Raw genomic sequence first — 20,765 nt, 5'->3', positions numbered from 1 at the left:
TGAAAGTCATATTTGATCATGTTTCCGCTACAATGCTTGCATAGAGGAGGTATATAATCTAGTGTAGCTCTGATAAGGATATGGGTATCATATTTCATGATTTCGTTTAGTTTGATATTTTTATCTTTCATTCCGATGAGTTGTGTGGTATGATTGATGTGTTCCATAAGATGCTTTCTAATGAGTTGGTTAGCGCTTTTCATTATAAGTCTTATGGGACTTTTTGTGTACTCAAAAAGCCCTATACTATCCAAAGTGGAGTTACCCACTACAGATAGTATAGAGCCACTTTTTTCAAAAGGTGATATTCAGATGGTTTTTTGGTCTCTTTGTCAGTTCTCAACTGTAGTGGGTTGATGAAGAGTGATTGAATTGATAGGAATTGTCCTGCTCTCTATTTTGATGTTAAGAATGATAAACAAACCGCTTAAACTCAAGAGTTCACAGCGGTTAGCTTGATTTCGTTATTTTTCTTAAGCAGAGGAGAATAATATTCATATCCCAAAAAGGATATGGGATACAATTAATCAACCCACATACCATGACTCATGTTATCATCACGTTATTGAATCCTATAAGTTATGAGAGAGCTTGAAAATACCGTTTCAACAGGTAAAAAGTTAATTCACTATCAAGGCATGAGCGTTTGAGATGTCAAAATCTTTCAAAGGTATTGTTATCTTTTCTAAATTTTTTGGGTCCATTAAAACTAGGGTATCTCCAAATAAAAAATAATAGTGTCCATTTTTCAAAGCAAAAAATGGTGGGAGGCTTGTTTTTGTTGAGAATTCTGGGAAATCGATAACGACTTGCTCACCAGTTTCTAGTCGAACAAGTGTCCAAGGAAAGCGCTGATTGCGATAGGGATCATTTTCGATTAACCATAGTTGCAAAAATGGTTTTGGACCGGCTGGAGTTACACGGCAAATTCAAAGAAATACAAGGAACTAGACTAGGTTTATTAAACAATCTGGTTATTCTCTTTTTAAAGTATAAGATGAATTCGGAGTGTCTGACCTATGCTAAAGAATTACTAAAGGTTTCTCTTCAACAAAAACGTTTTGATTACCTAGCTCAAGGGCTGCTATATCAAGGTATTTGTCAGGAAGAAAAAGATACGATTGCTAAAGCGCTTAGGATTATGAAAGATACTGGTGAAGAACCCCTCTATCAGCAGGCGATCAAAACGCTTGAGCGAAAAGGTTTTGATACGGTTAAAGGATATGGCTTCTAGATATAATAGTTTAGAGGATATATTGTTTGGGTGTCTATCGCTTTTAAAAAATGAAGAGTGTTAAGTTCAGCCTTTTCAAGTGTTCAGTTTGTCTTGGTAAAGCAGAGATAGGAGAGGAATCAGCGAATCTGATGGTTATCCTGATGGATGTAGTTGGGATTATTTTTCGAAAAGGGCGACTTATGATCGTTCTTCCCATAAAGTTTATCGATATTGACAGATCTTTTGTCAGTTGCTTAAAACTATCAGATTTAATCCGCCTTCAGACCGATTTTTAGCACTCTTGGTGAAAGAGTGCTAAATTTTTGAATTTTTGTCTTGACTTTGTCCCAAAAAGGGGTATAATAAAATCATGAGTTAGCACTCGGATGGTTAGAGTGCTAAAAAGAGGAGGTGAGGTTTTGATTACAGAGCGTCAAAAGGCAATCTTGGATTTGATTGTTGACATCTTTACGCAGACCCACGAGCCTGTGGGGTCTAAGGCCTTACAGGAGCAAATCAACTCCTCCAGTGCCACGATTCGAAACGATATGTCTTCCTTAGAGAAGATGGGTTTTCTTGAGAAAGCCCATACCTCCAGTGGTCGTATGCCTAGTGTTTCGGGTTTTCAATATTTTGTGGAAAATTCTCTGACCTTGGCTCAGGTGGCCGAGCACGATGTCTATCAGGTTCTCAAGGCCTTTGATGATAATTTCTTCCGCATTGAAGATTTGTTGCAGAGGGCTGCGGATATCTTGGCGGATTTGACAGGCTACACTACTCTAGCTCTTGATGTGGAGGCCAGCCGTCAGAAGTTGACTGGCTTTGAAATGGTGACTACATCCAACCACACAGGCCTTGCGGTCTTTACCTTGGACGAGTCCTCGACGCTTACTAGTCAGTTTGCCATTCCCAAGAACTTCCTGCCCAGCGATTTGACGACCATTCGCCAGTTGGTGCACGAGCGTTTCATCGGGAAAACGGTGCTGGACATCCATTACCGTTTGCGGACTGAGATTCCACAGATTGTTCAACGCTACTTTACCACTACGGACAATGTCATTGACCTCTTTGAACATTTATTTAAGGATATTTTTTCCGAAAAAGTGTTGATAGCAGGCAAGGTCAAGCTGCTTGAATTTGCTAATTTGGAGACCTATCAATTTCTGGATAAACCTCAAATGGTGGCCTCAGAGATTCGAGACAGTCTCGGTGAGGAGCAGATGCAGGTGGTCAAGGTGGCCGATAGTCACTCCTCAAACCTGTCCCAGTTGACGGTTATCAGCCAAAAGTTCCTAGTGCCTTATCGGGGTTACGGAGTTTTGACCTTGATTGGGCCCATCACCTTGGATTACAAGCGGATGGTCAGTCTGGTCAATCTGGTCAATCAAATATTGGCTATGAAGCTGACGGACTTTTACAGGTACATGAGCAGTAACCATTATGAAGTGAATTAAAAAAGGAGGCCGATGTGTCGAAAAAAGAAGAAACCAAAGAGCCAGAAGAAATTTTGGAAGACCAAGAAGAGGTCGTTGAAGCTAGCGTAGCTGAGGAAGAAGTGCCAGAAACGAGTGAACCTGAAAAATCAGAACTTGACTTGGCTAATGAGCGAGCAGAGGATTTTGAAAATAAGTATCTACGAGCTCATGCAGAGATGCAAAATATTCAGCGCCGAGCTAATGAAGAGCGCCAGACGCTTCAGCGCTATCGTTCGCAGGACTTGGCGAAAAAAATCTTGCCAAGTCTGGATAACTTAGAGCGTGCCCTTGCGGTAGAGGGGTTGACCGAAGATGTCAAAAAAGGTCTGGAAATGGTTCAGGATAGTCTAATCCAAGCCCTTAAGGAAGAAGGCGTTACAGAAGTTTCTATTGAGACTTTTGACCCCAACTATCACATGGCTGTTCAGACGGTTCCAACAGATGATGATAACCCAGCTGATACCATCGCTCAGGTTCTCCAAAAAGGTTATCAACTTCACGATCGTCTGCTCCGACCGGCTATGGTGGTGGTTTACAGCTAATGCTAGAGTTGCGGAAAATCACAGAAGAGAACTTTCACGAGTGCTTAGCGCTTGATTCTGGTCTTGATCAAAAGGAATTTGTGGATTCTGTGACCTATTCGCTTGCGGAAGCTTGGCTTTATGGAGACAATTTTCAGCCGCGAGCGATTTATCAGGATAGTCAGCTAGTAGGCTTTGCGTCTTTCTATGTGGGCGAGGAACATTATCAAATCATAAATTTCCTGATTGATAAAGAGTTCCACGGACAGGGTGTTGGGATAAAGGCAGCTCAGTTGTGTATTCATTATTTAAAAAATCAATACGGTGCCACTCAAATCTCCAATCCAGTTCATCAGAACCATCAGTTAGCCAAATACTTCTGGAAAAAACTGGGCTTCCAAGAATCCAGTGTTATTGAAGAAGATTACATCTTCATGAGATTAAATATTTGACCGAAATGTCATAAAACTACTAAAAACGAAAAACACACTCACTTGTTGCTCAGATAACGCGAACAAAGTGAGCCAATTCGATGCTCTCCGCCGTGGTGCTATTCGCGTAAACTTTGAGACCTTAGGCCCAAAGTTTAGTCAAAGAGATCGATGTTATCGGGCTCTGACGGCGCCACCACTTAAGGAGAGAATCAAAAAAGAAATAATAATTAAGAGGAAAAATATTATGTCAAAAATTATCGGTATCGACTTAGGAACAACAAACTCAGCAGTTGCAGTTCTCGAAGGAACAGAAAGTAAGATTATTGCAAACCCAGAGGGGAATCGTACAACGCCTTCAGTGGTTTCATTCAAAAACGGTGAAATCATTGTTGGTGATGCAGCAAAACGTCAAGCAGTTACTAATCCAGATACAATCCTTTCCATCAAATCTTTAATGGGAACTTCTGAAAAAGTAAACGCTAATGGCAAGTCATATACGCCACAAGAAATCTCTGCCATGATTCTTCAATACTTGAAAGGTTATGCAGAGGACTACCTCGGCGACAAAGTAACTAAAGCGGTTATCACCGTACCGGCTTACTTTAATGATGCGCAACGTCAAGCGACTAAAGACGCTGGTAAAATTGCAGGTCTTGAGGTAGAGCGTATTGTCAACGAACCAACAGCAGCTGCGCTTGCTTATGGTTTGGATAAGACTGATAAAGATGAAAAAATCTTGGTATTTGACCTTGGTGGTGGTACTTTTGACGTTTCTATCCTTGAACTCGGTGACGGTGTCTTTGATGTATTGGCTACAGCTGGTGACAACAAGCTTGGTGGTGATGATTTTGACGAAAAAATCATGGACTACTTGGTAGCAGAGTTCAAAAAAGAAAACGGCATCGATCTCAGCAAGGATAAGATGGCGATGCAACGTTTGAAAGATGCTGCTGAAAAAGCTAAGAAAGACCTTTCAGGTGTGACTTCAACACAAATCAGCTTGCCATTTATCACCGCTGGTGATGCTGGGCCTTTGCACTTGGATCTTACCCTTTCACGTGCTAAGTTTGATGACCTTACTCGCGATCTTGTAGAACGCACTAAGACGCCAGTTCGTCAAGCTTTATCGGATGCTGGTCTGTCAATCTCTGAAATTGACGAAGTTATCCTTGTTGGTGGCTCAACTCGTATCCCTGCTGTTGTTGAAGCGGTTAAGGCTGAAACTGGCAAGGAACCAAACAAATCAGTTAACCCAGACGAAGTTGTTGCTATGGGTGCTGCTATCCAAGGTGGTGTCATCACAGGTGATGTCAAAGACGTTGTCCTTCTTGATGTAACGCCATTGTCACTTGGTATCGAAACGATGGGCGGTGTCTTCACAAAACTCATCGACCGCAATACAACGATTCCAACTTCTAAGTCACAAGTTTTCTCAACTGCTGCTGACAACCAACCAGCTGTAGACATCCATGTGCTTCAAGGTGAACGCCCAATGGCTGCTGACAACAAGACTCTTGGACGTTTTCAATTGGCAGATATTCCAGCAGCTCCTCGTGGTATTCCACAAATCGAAGTGACCTTTGATATTGATAAGAACGGTATCGTGTCTGTTAAGGCTAAGGATCTTGGTACGCAAAAAGAACAAACCATCGTGATTCAATCTAACTCTGGCTTGACTGATGAAGAAATTGACAAGATGATGAAAGATGCGGAAGCAAACGCTGAAGCTGATGCGAAACGCAAAGAAGAAGTTGACCTCCGAAACAATGTGGATCAAGCCATCTTTGCAACTGAGAAAACGCTCAAAGAGACTGAAGGTCAATTTGAAGCAGAGCGCGAAGCAACACAAACCGCTCTTGATGAGTTGAAAGCAGCCCAAGAAGCAAACAACATTGATGATATGAAGGCTAAATTGGACAATCTCAACGAGAAAGCTCAAGCCCTCGCTGTCAAACTCTACGAACAAGCTGCTGCTGCCCAACAAGCTCAAGCAGGTGCTGAAGCTCAAGCTGCTGATACAACAGGAGCAGCAGGTGGTAACGATGATGTCGTAGATGGTGAGTTTACGGAGAAATAAGACGCCATAAGTGATTGTTGCTAAAGCAACGAATCACTTAACGCCTGCTACTATTGTGTAGCAGGCTAGGCGGCTTACTAACTCGTCAGCAAAATAAAATGACTTCGTGTTGCAGGACATTTGATGGATTATTTTATTCCACGATTAGTAAAAAGAAAACCAGAGGTTGAACCCCAGCCTCTGTTTTTCGGTAGGGAGGTTCTCATGAAGAAAGTGGCTTGCCTAATTTATCCCAATTTTTCCATTTATGAAATTGCACCGTTGACCAGTAGTTTAGTCTTATCTTTTGGTGTTGAGGTGGACTATGTTGCTTCACGAAAAGATACCATTTTATCAGAAGATGGGTTATCCTGTCAGCCTACCAAATTGATTGATGAAGTTAATCTACACGACTATTCTTGCATTATTTTACCTGGGATGGCTGATTTTATCCCGGTCTTAAGAGATAAACAGTTGATAAAATTTCTAACGACCTTAAGTGATAAAGATATCGTAATAGCCGCGATTTCATCGGCACCAATTCTCTTAGCAAAAGCCGGTCTACTAGATAATAAAGAATTTACAGGTGGTATTTGGCAAAATTTCTTTGGCTATTTTGATTTTTTAAAAAGGGATAATTTTAGACCAAAATTAGTACACCAAGATAAAAATATTATCACATCGATTGGCTTTGCACATCAGGAGTTTGCAAGAACAGTGTTAGTTGCTTTGGGCTTGACAGATAATGCTAGTCAGTATTTTAGAGATCCCTGCTATCGTGATTTACGCGAAGAAGATTTGCTTTTTGCATTGTCAGATGCAGACTTTAATGAATTTAAAAGAGACTTTGAATTACAGATAGATTAGTAGAGTGACCACAGGTCAACAACGAAATGACTTCTCCATTGCCTAGATCAATGAAAGAATAAAAATTTCTAATTTTGATCTGACTAAGATTTTACAGAAAGGATATACAGTGTTCCTAGTTGGACACGGGCTGAAGCGTGTAAGATCTATTTTATAGATTTGAATACACTTGCGACTCTGCGAAAAAAGATAAACTTTACCTAGATACAAGGCATTGTCGGACAGTTTTCTATTTTTCTTTGAGTCATTTAACAGCTTAATATCATAATTTATGAACAATACAGAATATTACGATCGTCTGGGGGTTTCGAAAAACGCTTCGCAAGACGAGATTAAAAAAGCCTACCGCAAGATGTCCAAGAAATACCATCCGGACATCAACAAGGAGGCTGGTGCTGAGCAGAAATACAAGGAAGTTCAGGAAGCTTATGAGACCCTGAGTGATGACCAGAAACGTGCGGCCTATGACCAGTACGGTCCTGCTGGAGCTAATGGTGGCTTTGGCGGCGGTGGTTTCGGTGGTGGTTTTGATGGTTCAGGCTTCGGTGGCTTTGAAGATATCTTCTCCAGCTTCTTTGGTGGCGGTGGTAGTCGCAATCCCAACGCTCCGCGCCAAGGAGATGACCTCCAGTATCGTGTGAATCTCAAATTTGAAGAGGCGATTTTTGGAACGGAAAAAGAGGTCAAGTACAACCGTGAAGCTAGCTGTCGGACCTGTCATGGATCTGGTGCTAAACCAGGCACTAGTCCTGTGACCTGTGGCCGTTGTCATGGCGCTGGTGTGATTAATGTTGATACTCAAACACCACTTGGCATGATGCGTCGTCAGGTGACCTGTGATGTCTGCCATGGTCGAGGTCAAGAAATCAAGGAACCTTGTCAAACTTGTCATGGAACAGGTCATGAAAAACAAGCACATTCTGTCAATGTGAAAATCCCAGCAGGGATTGAGACTGGTCAGCAGATTCGTCTGGCAGGCCAAGGCGAGGCTGGTTTTAACGGAGGCCCTTATGGTGACCTTTACGTGGTTGTCACGGTCCAAGCTAGTGATAAGTTTGAGCGCAATGGTAGCACCATTCTTTATAATCTGGATATCAGTTTTGTTCAGGCAGCGCTGGGAGACACTGTTGATATTCCAACCGTCCATGGTGATGTAGAAATGACGATTCCAGCAGGTACTCAAACTGGCAAACGATTCCGCTTGCGTGGGAAAGGTGCTCCACAGTTGCGCGGCAGTGGTCAAGGAGACCAGTTTGTCACTGTTAATATTGTGACCCCAACCAAGCTTAATGAGGGCCAAAAAGAAGCTCTCAAAGCCTTTGCAGCAGCATCAGGTGAATCTATTCAGCCTGGTAAGAAAAAAGGATTCTTTGAATCCATCAAAGATGCTCTTGAAGGTGAATAATAGAAATGACTAGGGTTACGCATTGAGCTAGTGAGTCAATAAAACCTGTAAATCATTGGGTAAAATTACACTGTTATACTTATTTATTTTTGCCTTGTGCACAAAAAAGCTTCCCTTGCTAGATTTAAGTGAAAGATAATTCTTCACTAGTCCTAGCGAGGGAAGTTTTTATTGATATCAATGTTTGAATGGTTATCTTACAGAAACCGCTTAGGCGCGAAAGAAATTGATGATCGCCATAACACCTTCATAGATTAAGGTAAATCCGATTAAGTAGGCGACCATTAATACTGTGAGGAAAGGATTAAATAATAGGAACATTCCTAATAAGATAGTAATAACTCCGAACCATGCTAAGTGATGTCCAAACAATCCGCCACTGTTTTGAGTGAGCGAGAAGGCAATTGCTAAGCGTGAGCCTCCTTTTATGAGTAGCCAGATAGCAACAGCTGTTGGAATTCGCCAAAGAATACTAGTATCAGAGAGCATTAGCATCAAAGCAAGGATAGCAGTTGCTAATGCACTTGCTAAATCCCAACCTCTACGAAATTCCTTAGGTTGTGCGAAATAACCAAAAATATCTACAATTGCGGAAACAAACATCAAGGCAATAAAATAGATTCCGAATGTGTAAAGACTTGCGCCAGGATTTCTCAAAACTTGCCAGCCTGTGAAGAAGAGCAAGAGTCCGAGTAGAAGTGATGGCCATTTATTCCATTTCATTTTGAAACCTCCTGAAAAAATAAATTAATGATAGCTAAACAAAAACTATTTTACAATGATACTGCTTTTACAGGAGGTTGTCAACTCAAGCGACTGTTTTTTTAATATGAAATCTTTTTAAAGAAATTCTGCACCCGTACAGATTGTATTCTATTCCATTGACTCCTTTGGGAAAAGGTGTAAAATAGTCTTTATGACAAGATATAAAGCGATTATTTCTTATGACGGGACTTTGTTTTCAGGCTTTCAGCGCCAGCCTGAAGCCAGAACTGTTCAGGAAGAGTTGGAAAAAACGTTGACCAAGCTCAATCGTGGAGAGGCTATCACGGTTCACGGAGCGGGCCGGACTGATGCTGGTGTCCATGCTTATGGTCAGGTTGTTCATTTTGATTTGAAAGAAGCTCGAGACTTAGAAAAGCTCCGCTTTGCACTGGACACTCAGTCACCAGATGATATTGATGTGGTGGCTGTGGAGCAAGTGGCAGATGATTTTCATTGTCGCTACGCTAAGCATAGTAAGACCTATGAGTTTTTAGTGGACAATGGCCGTCCTAAGAACCCTATGATGCGCCATTACGCGACCCACTACCCCTACAATCTTGATTTAGCGTCTATGCAGGAGGCCGTTAAGGATTTGATTGGCACTCATGATTTTACAGGATTTACCGCGTCGGGAACTTCCGTAGAGGATAAAGTGCGGACGATTACACGGGCTGAGGTAACAAGAGATACTAAGACGGGCTTTCTGGTCTTTACCTTTTCGGGCAATGGTTTTCTCTATAAGCAGGTTCGCAATATGGTCGGCACCTTGCTCAAGATTGGCAATGGTCGCATGCCTGTCAGTCAAATCAAGACCATTTTGGCGAAAAAAGACCGCCATTTGGCAGGTCCGACAGCAGCTGGCAACGGGCTTTACCTCAAGGAGATTATTTATGAAGACTAACTACATTTTAGCGATTTCAGGCAATGATATTTATAGCGGAGGCGGGCTTTATGCAGATTTAGCAACCTATACGGCGAACGGATTGCATGGGTTTGTGGCAGTGACCTGCCTGACCGCTATGACTGAGAATGGTTTTGACGTTTTTGGGACCGACCCGACCGTCTTTGGTCACCAATTGACTAGTCTCAAGGACGTGCCTTTTTCTGGTATTAAACTTGGTCTTTTGCCTAATGTGGAAATAGCAGAGCAGGCACTAGAGTTTGTCAAGGCGCACACGGACATTCCAGTGGTGCTTGACCCTGTCTTGGTCTGTAAGGAAAGCCACGATGTGGCAGTCAGCGTTCTTCGCGATGAGCTGATCAAGTTTTTCCCCTATGTGACCATTATCACACCAAATTTAGTCGAGGCTGAAATTCTATCTGGGCAAACTATTAAGACTTTGGAGGACATGAAAAAGGTTGCGCAGGTCCTGCATGGCTTAGGGGCGCAGCACATCGTCATCAAGGGTGGCAATCGTTTCAGTCAGGAAAAGGCTATCGATGTTTATTATGATGGGAAGGAATTTACTATTTTAGAGCAGCCCTTGCTTACGACTAATAATGTCGGAGCTGGTTGCACCTTTGCCTCCAGCATTGCCAGCCAACTCGTTTTGAAAAAATCAGTTTCAGATGCGGTAGCTATCTCTAAAGACTTTGTTTACCAAGCTATTCGCCATTCAGACCAATATGGAGTGAAACAGCATTATGCGCAAGACTAAAACTAAGGAATTAACCCTGCTAGCTATCCTAACGTCTCTCACAATCGTGCTAGGATTTTTTGGTAGAATCCCTACACCGACAGGTGTGACGACCCTGCTGGATGTTGGTATTTACTTTACAGCTTTCTACTTTGGAAAGGAACACGGTGTTGTGGTCGGTGGTGTGGCAGCCTTTCTCTTTGATTTGTTGGCTGGCTACCCGCAGTGGATGGTTATCAGTTTACTCGCTCATGGTGGGCAAGGCTATTTGGCAGGCCTTTCAGGCAAGAAACATTTGCTAGGTTTTTTGCTGGGAACTATTTTTATGGTTGCTGTTTATTTTATAGCGTCAAGTCTGATGTACGGTATGGGTGCAGCAACAGCTGAGGTTTTGACGAATACCATGCAAAATGTGGTCGGGGTAATTGGTGGCTATTTATTATGTGCGACATTTGGGAAGATAAGGGGTGAAAAATCCGATGAATCTTGAAAGATTGAAAGAGCAGACAGATGTGATTTTGCGAGATATTTTGGAGCGCAGCGGGATTCAAAAGGGGCAGATATTTATTCTTGGCCTATCTTCGAGCGAAGTAGCTGGTGGAATCATCGGTAAAAATTCTAGTCGTGAAATCGGTCAAGTGATTGTTAAGACCATTTTAGATGAGTTGATGTCTCGTGGGATTTATCTGGCTGTCCAAGGTTGTGAACATCTCAATCGAGCCTTGGTTGTCGAGAGAGAATTGGCACTCCAAAAAGACTTAGAAATCGTCAGTGTCCTACCGAGCTTGCATGCGGGCGGAAGTGGGCAGCTAGCAGCCTTTGACTATATGGTAGATCCGGTAGAGGTTGAATTTATCACAGCGCATACAGGTCTAGATATTGGAGATACAGCTATTGGCATGCATATCAAGCATGTGCAAGTGCCGCTGCGTCCCATTCAACGTGAACTCGGTGGTGCCCATGTGACTGCCTTGACAACTCGGCCTAAGTTGATTGGTGGGGCTAGAGCAAGTTATACAGCAGATGCTATTCGGAAATTTTAAGGACCTTTGACCGTAGTGGTCGAAGGTCTTTAACAAATAAAAAATGCTGACCTCTCAAAGTAAGTTATAGGATTTATCACACTGGAATTTAATCTGAGAAAACCGCACCAATTCAACAGAATGTCGTCTCAAAGTAAGTTCTACCTTATTTTTTTGTCTCAGCCTAATTTCTAGTTTTCTGTCCAACCTAGAACTTACTTTGAGATTTAACTCAAATAAAAAATAGGATTTATAGACGACAAAAATGTTGACGCTTTCATAATTATCGTGTATAATAGTCTCAGAAGTTAGGCATGTGACTGGTAAAGCAGGCAGGACCTTTATAGAACAATACAGATTTTTTGTGTTGCTCTATAGGGGTTCTTTTGTTTTGGTTGGATGCCTGATAAAAAAATAAAAAGGAGAATCTTTATGGATTATAAACAAACAGCCAAAGAGATTGTGGCAAATATTGGTGGTAAAGGAAACGTTACCCATTTGGAACATTGTTCGACTCGTTTACGCTTTACATTGATTGATAATTCAAAAGCAAATGTAGCTGCTCTTGAAAAAATTGACGGGGTTATGGGAGTCCGTCAAAATGCACAAACGCAGATTATTATTGGAAATGAAGTCAACGAAGTATATGATCAAGTTCAACCCTTGTTGGGCAATCTTTCAAATAATACTTCGTCAGGCAAGGGACAAAAACAAAGTTGGGGAGCAATTTTCTTAGACTTCTTAGTTGCAGTTTTTCAACCAGTAGTACCTGCAGTAGCAGGTGGTGGCGTGCTTAAATCCGTTCTCATGTTGTTTGCGTGGATTGGCTGGATGGACAAGACTTCCATTACTTATACAATTTTCAACCAAATTGGTGATGCCCCTCTCTATTTCTTGCCTCTTTTAGTCGCTTACAATACTGCTAAAAAATTGCGGGTTAACGAATTAGTGGCTGCGTCAGCAGTAGGAGCGTTACTTTTACCAAATATGACTGCCATGTTGACAGAAGGACCCCAGTTGTTCGGATTCACCATTCAAAATATTGCCTATCCTTATCAAGTATTCCCGGCGATCTTGTCAACCTTGTTTTTTGCTATGTTGGAAAAAGTATTAACTAAATATACTCCAAAACCAATTAGAATTTTCTTTGTACCAATGGTAGCATTGGCAATAACGGTACCAGTGACTCTCCTGATTTTAGGCCCTCTTGGTTTTAACCTGGGTCAATTACTGGCGACAGCTGTTGTTACTCTTCATCATACACTTGGCTGGTTAGCAACAGGTATTCTAGCTGCTATCTTACCATTTATGGTAGTGACAGGTATGCATAAAGCTATGTTACCATACGCTATTGAAGCGATGAAAGCTGGATTTGAAACGCTTTATTTACCAGCATCACTTGCCCACAATATTTCAGAATCAGGAGCAACGTTTGCAGTCGCTTTGAAAACTAAAGACACAAAGCTCCGTGCTACAGCAGTTTCTGCTGGTATTTCAGCATTATTCGGAATAACTGAACCTGCTCTTTATGGTGTTACCATTCAACATCGTAAGGTTCTTTACAGCGTTGTTGCTAGTTCTTTCTTTGGTGGTATTGCCATTGGCTTGACAGCTCTAAAAGGATTTGCGCTAGTTGGTCCTGGTTTGGCAACAATGACAATGTATATTGATCCGAATGGCGGTTCAAACTTTATGAACGCCTGGATTGCTTTTGCCATTTCAATCGTCTTATCTTTCATCTTCACTTTTATTACATTTAAAGATACGGCTACCGAAGAAATTCAAGATAAAACTGAGAAAGTAGAAGTGACTTTTGTTTCACCTGTTGATGGTGAAGTAGTTGCTCTTGAGAGCGTAAACGACTCTGTATTTGCATCAAAACTTGTTGGTGATGGATTGGCTATTGTGCCATCTAATGGAACTCTTTATGCTCCTGTTGCTGGAGAGATTAGTCTTGTTTATGAGACAGGCCATGCTATTGCTTTGACAGCAGAGAATGGTGCAGAAATTCTTTTCCATGTTGGCATTGATACCGTACAATTACAAGGAAAAGGATTTTATCCTAAGGTTGAAGCGGGCGCTATTGTTGAGCCTGGAGATGTCTTACTTGAATTTGATATTCCAGTCATTGAAGGGGCAGGATATGATACGACGGTTATGGCTTTAGTAACAAACCAAAATGATTACGAATTGAACATTAAAAAGAGTGGTGGTCAGGTTGCTCATAGTGAAGAAGTGATGATTGTGTCACGGAAGGACGAGGTGAAATAAATGCCAGAATCTATTTTTCCAAAAGATTTTTTATGGGGTGGTGCCGTGGCAGCCAATCAGGTTGAAGGAGCTTGGAATGTTGCCGGTAAGGGGTTATCAGTTGCGGACGTAGCTCTCTACAAGCCAAATGTAGATGTAAAAAATTATAAGGCCCATGTTGCCATCACATCACAAGCCATTCAAGAAGCAATGGATGATCAGACAGATACTTACTACCCAAAGCGTAGAGGAGTTGATTTTTATCATCGCTACGAAGAGGATATTGATCTTTTTGCAGAAATGGGATTCAAAGCTCTTCGCTTATCAATTGCTTGGACACGTCTATTTCCGACAGGGAAAGAACAAACAGCTAATCCGGAAGGAATTGACTTTTATAAGCGCGTTTTTGCCAAATTGAGATCGGTCAATATCGAACCAATCGTGACTCTTTCTCATTATGAGATGCCCTTATATTTAGCTGTGAGTAATAATGGATGGGTTGACCGAGAAGTAATAGACGACTTTGTTCGTTTCTGTAATGCCTGTTATGATAATTTTCCTGAAGTAAAATACTGGTTAACGTTCAATGAGGTAGATTCCATTGTTCGTCACCCTTTTACAACAGCGGGCATCATCCCGGATAAGTGTGAGGAAGGTAAAGAACTAGAGACTATTTATCGTGCACTTCATCATCAGTTGCTTGCTTCAGCTATTGTAACGCGAGACTTACATACCAAATTACCAGAAGCAAAAATGGGTTGTATGCTTACTAAATTAGAAACCTACGCCCGTACTTGTGCCCCAGAGGATGTCGAACTAACATTTAAGAAAAACCTAGATAACCATTTTTACACAGATGTACAGGTCTTTGGTGAGTACCCACGCTTAATTCTTCGTCGAATGGATTTAGAAGGGATTGATTTAAATATCCAACCAGGGGATTTAGATATTATGAAGGAGAATACTGTTGATTTTGTAACCTTCTCGTACTATATGTCTATGACTGAATCTGCTGACCCAGATGCCGAGCGAACCCCCGGAAACACAGTTTTAGGTGTAAAAAATCCCTATCTTCCATCAACGGACTGGGGGTGGCAAATTGATCCTAAGGGTCTTAAAATCTCCCTTTTAGAACTTTATGATCGCTATAAAAAACCTCTTATGATTGTAGAAAACGGGATGGGTGCAAAAGATATTCTTGAAGAAGATGGCACGATTCATGACCTCTACCGCATTGATTATTTCCGAGCCCATTTTGAACAAATGCGTGAAGCGGTTAATGAAGGTGTGGATCTCATTGGATATACCAGTTGGGGTTGTATCGATTTAGTGTCAGCAAGTACTTCTCAAATGTCAAAACGATACGGTTTTATTTACGTTGATGCAGATGATGAAGGGAATGGCACTTACGATAGATTTAAGAAAGATTCCTTCTACTGGTACCAGAAGGTAATCCGAACGAATGGTCTTGATTTAAATTAGAATCGTGTGTTATAGTATAAATCAATTATTTAAAGTGGGGATAGAGGATGATTATCAAAAAGGTATTGAATTCTAGCGTAGTTTTAGTGGACGATGAAGGGATTGAAAAAATTGCGTTAGGAAAAGGGATTGGTTTTGGGAAAAAGCAAGGTGAAACCGTCCTAATCTCTAGCATTGATAAGTTATTTCAATCAGTCAATACCCCTCAAGCTCAACACCTACTAGGTTTATTAAATGAAGTACCATCTATCTATTTTGATTTAGCTCAAGATATTATTGAACAAGCAAAGCAAGTGCTGAATACTCCTTTACAGGATTCACTTTGGATTGGACTTACAGATCACATCTACTTTGCAGTTGAACGTTTTGAAAAAGGATTCGTCTTTGATAACAAAGTTTTCTGGGAAATAAAATCTTACTATGGTAAAGAATATCAAATAGGTTATTATGCTATCAAACTTCTTAATAAGACCTTTAATATTTCCTTGCCAGAAGCAGAAGCTGCCAATATCGCTTTTCATTTTATTAATGCCCAGCAAAGTTCTGACAAAAGTGATGCAAGTCGCATCGCTAAGTTGATTGGGGATTTGGAAACTTTAGTGCGATATTCACTGAATGTGCACTTCAAAAATGATGAAATAAGTTACCAACGTTTTATCACGCATATTCGATTCTTCGCGGAACGCTTTTTTGCGGATAAGATGCTTCAAGACGGTAATCAAGCTCTATTTGACCAAATCTGTCGAACAATGCCAGAGGGAATGAGGCAGGCAACTAAAATTCAAACCTATTTGGAAGAACACTACAATAAAACCATTACGATTGATGAGTTAACCTATCTAGCGATTCATTTTGAAAGGCTTACTCGTAAGAGATAAATCAAGAATAGATTGGTTCGCAAACACGAATATGCTATGCTGTAGCATGGAAGCCCATACAATAAAACTTTAGATCTTAACCTTTAAACCTTTAAACTGTTGATATGTGTCAAAAAGGGGAGACTAAAGTTACTGGCTTTGAGATGTCTCAAAGTAAGTTTTAGGTAACTGGAATTTTGGATGGAACAAGATTCTTTCTGGGGCACCTCTAAAAACTAAAAAAATCCAAAGAGGGTTGTTAGAAACATTATCAAATCAACAATCTATTTTGTCCAAATGAGTTTTTTAGAGGTGTCTCCTACTTATGTGGATAATGTTTTGGTTGAAAATCAGGGCAACCAGAACTTGTCTTGATTCTCTATGCTTTAGCTGAAAACTAGGCAGCTTTTAGAGAAATCAGCAAATACCAAGGTCTACTAGACTTGGGCCTTGAAGTGTCTGGTGCTAAATTGACCGATCTAGAAATCGCTGCCCAAGCACAGGACTTTATCAAGTCACTCCGCAATGAGCAACAAGAAGCGCTTCTTTAGCGATTCAAAGAAACCAGTCCAGAATTCGGGCTCGATGAGCATTTTGAAGATCTTGCTGGTGTTGTGCACGAAGGATGCATTGATGAGGTGCTTATCTCCAACGACCTCATTCAGGAAGGCAACATCTCAACCGATGGTCGCTTTGAGGGTGAAAAAGGCAATTTTGTTAAGCAGATTATCTTGTGTGTGCTGGCTTCATCTGGCAAAGTTTATATCCTATATGCTGAGCAGATGGCTGAAGGCAAAGGAGGCCGTGCTCGCTTGTGTTATTAAGATGATAGAGCTGAACAGGGACGAAAGTCCTAGCATTTTAAAAATTTCACCGTCAATGAAATAGACGCAGGGGCTGAGACTACAAAATCGATTTCTTCGAAATTATGATTTTTGTCTTACTCCTGCTTTGCTTTTTGCTGAATGGTCTGGATTTTGCTAAAATAGTTCTATGTTAGATTTACAAGATTATGGCATTACGATGTGGCCAGAAGACAAGATTATTGCCTTTCGTAAGGCGCTGTTAGACTGGTATGATGCCAACAAGCGTGACTTGCCTTGGCGCAGGACGACGAATCCTTACTATATCTGGGTTTCAGAAATTATGCTCCAGCAGACTCAGGTGATCACAGTGCTTCCCTACTTCGAGCGATTTTTAGACTGGTTTCCGACTGTGGCTGATTTGGCTAAGGCCGAGGAGGAGCGCTTGCTCAAAGCTTGGGAGGGGCTGGGCTATTATTCTAGAGTGCGAAACATGCAGGCAGCAGCCCAGCAGATTATGACTGATTTTGATGGCATTTTTCCTCAGACTTACGAGGCAATTGCCAGTCTCAAGGGAATCGGTCCCTATACAGCAGGTGCTATCGCAAGTATTGCTTTTGGCTTGCCAGAGCCTGCAGTTGATGGCAATGTCATGCGGGTTATGGCTAGATTGTTCGAGGTAGATTATGATATCGGCAATCCCAAAAATCGAAAAATCTTCCAAGCTATAATGGAAATACTGATTGATCCGGCGCGCCCAGGAGACTTTAATCAGGCCTTGATGGACTTAGGAACGGACATTGAGAACCCTAAAAATCCTCGACCGGAAGAAAGTCCAGTTAAGGACTTTAGCGCAGCCTACCAAAATGGGACAATGGCTAAGTATCCTATTAAGGAACCTAAGAAAAAGCCTCGCCCTATCCAGATTCAAGCCTTTGTCATTCGCAATCAGGATGGTGACTACTTGCTGGAAAAAAATAAGCAGGGTCGTCTCTTGGCAGGCTTCTGGTCTTTTCCAATCCTAGAAACTCAGCTCGTCAGCCAACAGTTGAACCTCTTTGAGCAAGAGCAAGAAGTGGTTATGGAAAGCTTGTCTCAGACAACAACTTTTGAGGAAAAATACCAGCTGACTCCCGACTGGTCTAATCAGACTTTTCCCACGGTTAAGCATGTTTTCAGTCATCAGAAGTGGCAGATTGAATTGATTGAAGGAGTGGTTGTGACTGATCAGCTACCAGCAGACTACCAATTGGAGTGGGTTGGACTAGAAGACTTTGAAGCCTATCCCTTTGCAACTCCTCAGAAGAAAATGGTTGAAGCCTATTTGGCAGGACTTTCTTGAATCAAGGCTTTATGCCTAACGAATAATATTTTCTAAGTAGGGTGGTATGGACACATGGAAAACCTAATTGCTGCAGTCTTAATCTTTAGTGAAGCCCTTGTTTTGCATTCGTTTTGTTCGTTACACCTTTAATTAGAAGTTTCAGGAGTACGAACTGTGATTTTGATTGTGTCGTCATTTAAAGGTTACCTTAAAATTGAGTTAGCCGCGCAGCTTTTTTTCCAAAAACTAGCAAAAACCTTTGAAAAATCGCTGTCTTATGGTAGAATTGTAAGGTATGTAATAAAATTTAAGGAGAGACATCAATGTCTGTATCATTCGAAACAAAAGAAACAAACCACGGTGTGTTGACTTTCACTATCGCACAAGCGGATATCCAACCTGAGTTGACGAAAGTTTTCAACAAAATGAAAAAGGATATCGCAGTACCAGGTTTTCGTAAGGGTCACCTGCCACGTCCTGTCTTCAACCAACGTTTTGGTGAAGAAGCGCTTTACCAAGACGCTTTGAACAACCTTTTGCCAGACGCTTATGAAGCAGCTGTTAAAGAAGCAGGTATCGAAGTGGTTGCACAACCAAAAATTGACATCGCTTCTATGGAAAAAGGTCAAGATTGGACTATTACTGCTGAAGTTGTCACTAAGCCAGAAGTGAAATTGGGTGACTACAAAAACCTTGAAGTCTCTGTAGAAGATACAAAAGAAGTCACTGATGAAGAAGTTGATGCACGTCTTGAGCGCGAGCGTAACCGTTTGGCTGAATTGGTGATCAAAGAAGATAAGGCTGAAAACGGCGATACTGTTGTGATTGACTTTGTTGGTTCTGTTGATGGTGTTGAGTTCGACGGTGGCAAAGGGGATAACTACTCACTTGAACTTGGTTCAGGTTCATTTATCCCAGGCTTTGAAGACCAATTGGTAGGTCACGAAGCTGGCGAAACGGTTAATGTTGAAGTAACTTTCCCAGAAGACTACCAAGCAAAAGACTTGGCTGGCAAAGATGCTGTCTTCGTGTCTACTATCCACGAGGTGAAGACTAAGGAAGTTCCAGATTTGGATGACGAATTGGCTAAAGACTTGGATGAAGAAGTGGAAACACTGGACGAGTTGAAAGCTAAGTACCGTAAAGAATTAGAAGCCAACAAAGAAGAAGCTTACAATGACGCGGTAGAAGCTGCAGCGATTGAACTTGCAGTTGAAAATGCTGAAATCGTTGATCTTCCAGAAGAAATGGTTCACGAAGAAGTACACCGTGCGATGAACGAATTTTTAGGTAATATCCAACGTCAAGGAATCACTCCAGAAATGTACTACCAAATCACTGGTACAACTCAGGACGATCTTCACAAGCAACATGAAGCTGATGCTGACAAGCGTACGAAAACTAACCTTGTTATTGAAGCGATTGCTAAGGCAGAAGGTTTTGAAGCAACTGACGAAGATATCGAAAATGAAATTCAAACATTGGCTAACGAATATGGTATGCCAGTTGAGCAAGTGCGTAGCCTGCTTTCTGAAGATATGTTGAAGCATGATATTGCTATCAAGAAAGCGGTAGAAGTAATCACAAGCACCGCTAAAGTAAAATAAGATTTTAAAGAAACTGGCAAAAAGTTAGCTCTTGCCAGACGACATTAATCATAAAACTGCATGGAAACAACGTTTGTTGAACGTAGCCTTCATGCAGTTTTTTTGTTTTTAGAGTTTTTGTTGTTAAAGTAAGCCCGATGAAGCAGGAGAAAACCCATGAAGAAAAATTCCTTTCATTTTTTGAAATAGCAAAAATCAAAGAAAGTGCTGATTTTCTATCGAATAGGAGGTTAAAAGTCCCTCGATATATATTTTCCTGTTTTCAAAATTTTCCCTGCATTTGGCGTGTTAGGGAGCTATGAATCCCTTTTCAAATCTCTCAGAATTTGTTATAATAAAATGTAATAGAAAGCGATTTCAGAAACAAACTCAAGCTAAGGTACTTGATGGAATACGTGACTTCTCTTGTGTCCAAAGAATCATCAGTCACTCTCTTGTTTTCTGACATATTTTAAACGCCTTTGTATCTTGACTAAGGAGGGCTTATGAAAGTTAAAGAAATTATGACGATTTTAGAAGATATGAAAGTGGCAGTCTTTGCGACGGTGGATAAAGATGGTCTTCCTCATGCCCGCCATGCTCATATAGGAGTAGCCAATGAACAAGGGGTCTTCTTTATGACTGGTACAACCACGAACTTTTATCGTCAAATGCTCGATACAGAGCATGTAGCTATTACAGCTATGTCTCAAGAAGATTATCTGATTCAGGTTATTCGGATTGAAGGACGCGTTAAGCAGCTTGGACGCGAGCGACTGGAGGAGTTGCTTAAGGATAATCCCTATGTCAACTACGTCTATCCGAGCAAGGAGGACCAGGAAGGCGTTCAAGTTTTCCAACTCTACGAAGGGCAAGGCTTTTATCACAGCCTAACTCAAGGGCATAAGTATGTTTTTACTGTTGGCTGTGAGAACGGCGCAACAACAAGAACGATTGTTTAAGCGTATCAATTGATATGAAGGACTGACTTCGGTCAGTTTCTTTTTTTGAAATTTTTTCAAAAAAATGTAAAACACGCTTGACAAAAATAAGGGATGAAAATCC

19 protein-coding genes and 2 pseudogenes are annotated in these 20,765 nt (G+C 41.2%); 18 read left to right on the top strand and 3 right to left on the bottom strand.

The features are described from left to right. Positions 1-167, bottom strand: a pseudogene (locus A3I5_RS12810) (ISL3 family transposase); the annotation flags it as partial. Positions 168-620: 453 nt separating this feature from the next. Continuing rightward, positions 621-893: a hypothetical protein gene (locus A3I5_RS12680; protein WP_145955196.1), complete on the bottom strand. Its 273-nt coding sequence runs from the start codon at positions 891-893 to the stop codon at positions 621-623. A 2-nt stretch (positions 894-895) separates the two neighbouring features. On the opposite strand from A3I5_RS12680, the gene A3I5_RS0109300 reads away from it, so the two are divergent. The 7 genes and pseudogenes from A3I5_RS0109300 to dnaJ all read left to right on the top strand — a co-directional run bounded on the left by A3I5_RS0109300 (position 896) and on the right by dnaJ (position 7,974). Then, the gene (locus A3I5_RS0109300; RefSeq protein ID WP_018374331.1) at positions 896-1,234 is read left to right on the top strand and encodes a hypothetical protein; all 339 of its coding nucleotides are present in this window, start codon (positions 896-898) and stop codon (positions 1,232-1,234) included. 401 nt (positions 1,235-1,635) lie between these two features. After that, complete coding sequence (gene hrcA / locus A3I5_RS0109290; protein WP_026217020.1) at positions 1,636-2,670, top strand: heat-inducible transcriptional repressor HrcA; 1,035 nt, start codon at positions 1,636-1,638, stop codon at positions 2,668-2,670. Further along, positions 2,670-3,233: pseudogene (grpE, locus tag A3I5_RS0109285) on the top strand (nucleotide exchange factor GrpE); the annotation flags it as partial. The gene hrcA and the pseudogene grpE, both read left to right, overlap by 1 nt. Continuing rightward, positions 3,233-3,664, top strand: a complete 432-nt coding sequence (locus A3I5_RS0109280) for a GNAT family N-acetyltransferase (RefSeq protein ID WP_018374327.1) — start codon at positions 3,233-3,235, stop codon at positions 3,662-3,664. The pseudogene grpE and the gene A3I5_RS0109280, both read left to right, overlap by 1 nt. A 226-nt stretch (positions 3,665-3,890) precedes the next feature. Beyond that, a complete protein-coding gene (dnaK, locus tag A3I5_RS0109275) occupies positions 3,891-5,723 on the top strand; it encodes a molecular chaperone DnaK (RefSeq protein WP_018374326.1) in 1,833 nt (610 codons plus the stop codon). 204 nt (positions 5,724-5,927) lie between these two features. Beyond that, positions 5,928-6,569 (top strand): DJ-1/PfpI family protein, encoded by a 642-nt coding sequence (locus A3I5_RS0109270; RefSeq protein WP_018374325.1) that lies wholly within the window; start codon positions 5,928-5,930, stop codon positions 6,567-6,569. Positions 6,570-6,840: 271 nt separating this feature from the next. Then, positions 6,841-7,974 carry a molecular chaperone DnaJ gene (gene dnaJ, locus A3I5_RS0109265; protein WP_018374324.1) on the top strand — a complete coding sequence of 378 codons (1,134 nt, stop codon included), beginning with the start codon at positions 6,841-6,843 and terminating at the stop codon, positions 7,972-7,974. Between the two features lie 210 nt (positions 7,975-8,184). Here dnaJ and A3I5_RS0109260 read toward each other — a convergent pair whose 3' ends face one another. Then, a complete protein-coding gene (locus A3I5_RS0109260) occupies positions 8,185-8,697 on the bottom strand; it encodes an HdeD family acid-resistance protein (protein WP_018374323.1) in 513 nt (170 codons plus the stop codon). A gap of 193 nt (positions 8,698-8,890) precedes the next feature. Between A3I5_RS0109260 and truA the strand changes: the two genes are divergently transcribed. The 11 genes from truA (at position 8,891) to A3I5_RS0109200 (ending at position 20,662) form a co-directional block, all read left to right on the top strand. Beyond that, on the top strand, positions 8,891-9,640 hold the full coding sequence (gene truA / locus A3I5_RS0109255) for a tRNA pseudouridine(38-40) synthase TruA (RefSeq protein WP_018374322.1): 750 nt from the start codon (positions 8,891-8,893) through the stop codon (positions 9,638-9,640). Beyond that, positions 9,630-10,397, top strand: coding sequence for a bifunctional hydroxymethylpyrimidine kinase/phosphomethylpyrimidine kinase (locus tag A3I5_RS0109250; RefSeq protein WP_018374321.1), 768 nt, complete (start codon positions 9,630-9,632; stop codon positions 10,395-10,397). Before truA ends, A3I5_RS0109250 begins: the two co-directional genes overlap by 11 nt. After that, positions 10,384-10,866, top strand: a complete 483-nt coding sequence (locus A3I5_RS0109245) for an ECF transporter S component (RefSeq protein ID WP_018374320.1) — start codon at positions 10,384-10,386, stop codon at positions 10,864-10,866. Before A3I5_RS0109250 ends, A3I5_RS0109245 begins: the two co-directional genes overlap by 14 nt. Beyond that, on the top strand, positions 10,856-11,419 hold the full coding sequence (locus tag A3I5_RS0109240; RefSeq protein ID WP_018374319.1) for a TIGR01440 family protein: 564 nt from the start codon (positions 10,856-10,858) through the stop codon (positions 11,417-11,419). The genes A3I5_RS0109245 and A3I5_RS0109240 overlap by 11 nt, the downstream gene beginning before the upstream one ends. A 411-nt stretch (positions 11,420-11,830) precedes the next feature. Further along, a complete protein-coding gene (locus A3I5_RS0109235) occupies positions 11,831-13,669 on the top strand; it encodes a beta-glucoside-specific PTS transporter subunit IIABC (protein WP_018374318.1) in 1,839 nt (612 codons plus the stop codon). Then, complete coding sequence (locus A3I5_RS0109230) at positions 13,670-15,130, top strand: glycoside hydrolase family 1 protein (protein ID WP_018374317.1); 1,461 nt, start codon at positions 13,670-13,672, stop codon at positions 15,128-15,130. Positions 15,131-15,177: 47 nt separating this feature from the next. Next, positions 15,178-16,008, top strand: a complete 831-nt coding sequence (locus A3I5_RS0109225) for a PRD domain-containing protein (RefSeq protein ID WP_018374316.1) — start codon at positions 15,178-15,180, stop codon at positions 16,006-16,008. 593 nt (positions 16,009-16,601) lie between these two features. Then, positions 16,602-16,811, top strand: coding sequence for a hypothetical protein (locus A3I5_RS0109215; protein ID WP_145955195.1), 210 nt, complete (start codon positions 16,602-16,604; stop codon positions 16,809-16,811). A 169-nt stretch (positions 16,812-16,980) separates the two neighbouring features. Continuing rightward, complete coding sequence (mutY, locus tag A3I5_RS0109210) at positions 16,981-18,132, top strand: A/G-specific adenine glycosylase (RefSeq protein ID WP_018374313.1); 1,152 nt, start codon at positions 16,981-16,983, stop codon at positions 18,130-18,132. A 305-nt stretch (positions 18,133-18,437) separates the two neighbouring features. After that, entirely contained in the window at positions 18,438-19,721 is a 1,284-nt protein-coding gene (tig, locus tag A3I5_RS0109205; protein WP_018374312.1) for a trigger factor, read from the top strand. 485 nt (positions 19,722-20,206) lie between these two features. After that, positions 20,207-20,662 (top strand): pyridoxamine 5'-phosphate oxidase family protein, encoded by a 456-nt coding sequence (locus A3I5_RS0109200; RefSeq protein WP_018374311.1) that lies wholly within the window; start codon positions 20,207-20,209, stop codon positions 20,660-20,662. Positions 20,663-20,765: the final 103 nt, after the last annotated feature.

Origin of the sequence: Streptococcus merionis DSM 19192 (assembly GCF_000380085.1) — a bacterium.
Lineage (GTDB): Bacteria > Bacillota > Bacilli > Lactobacillales > Streptococcaceae > Streptococcus > Streptococcus merionis.
Note: the sequence above shows the minus strand (reverse complement) of the source record. Positions and strands in the feature narration are given on the sequence as shown.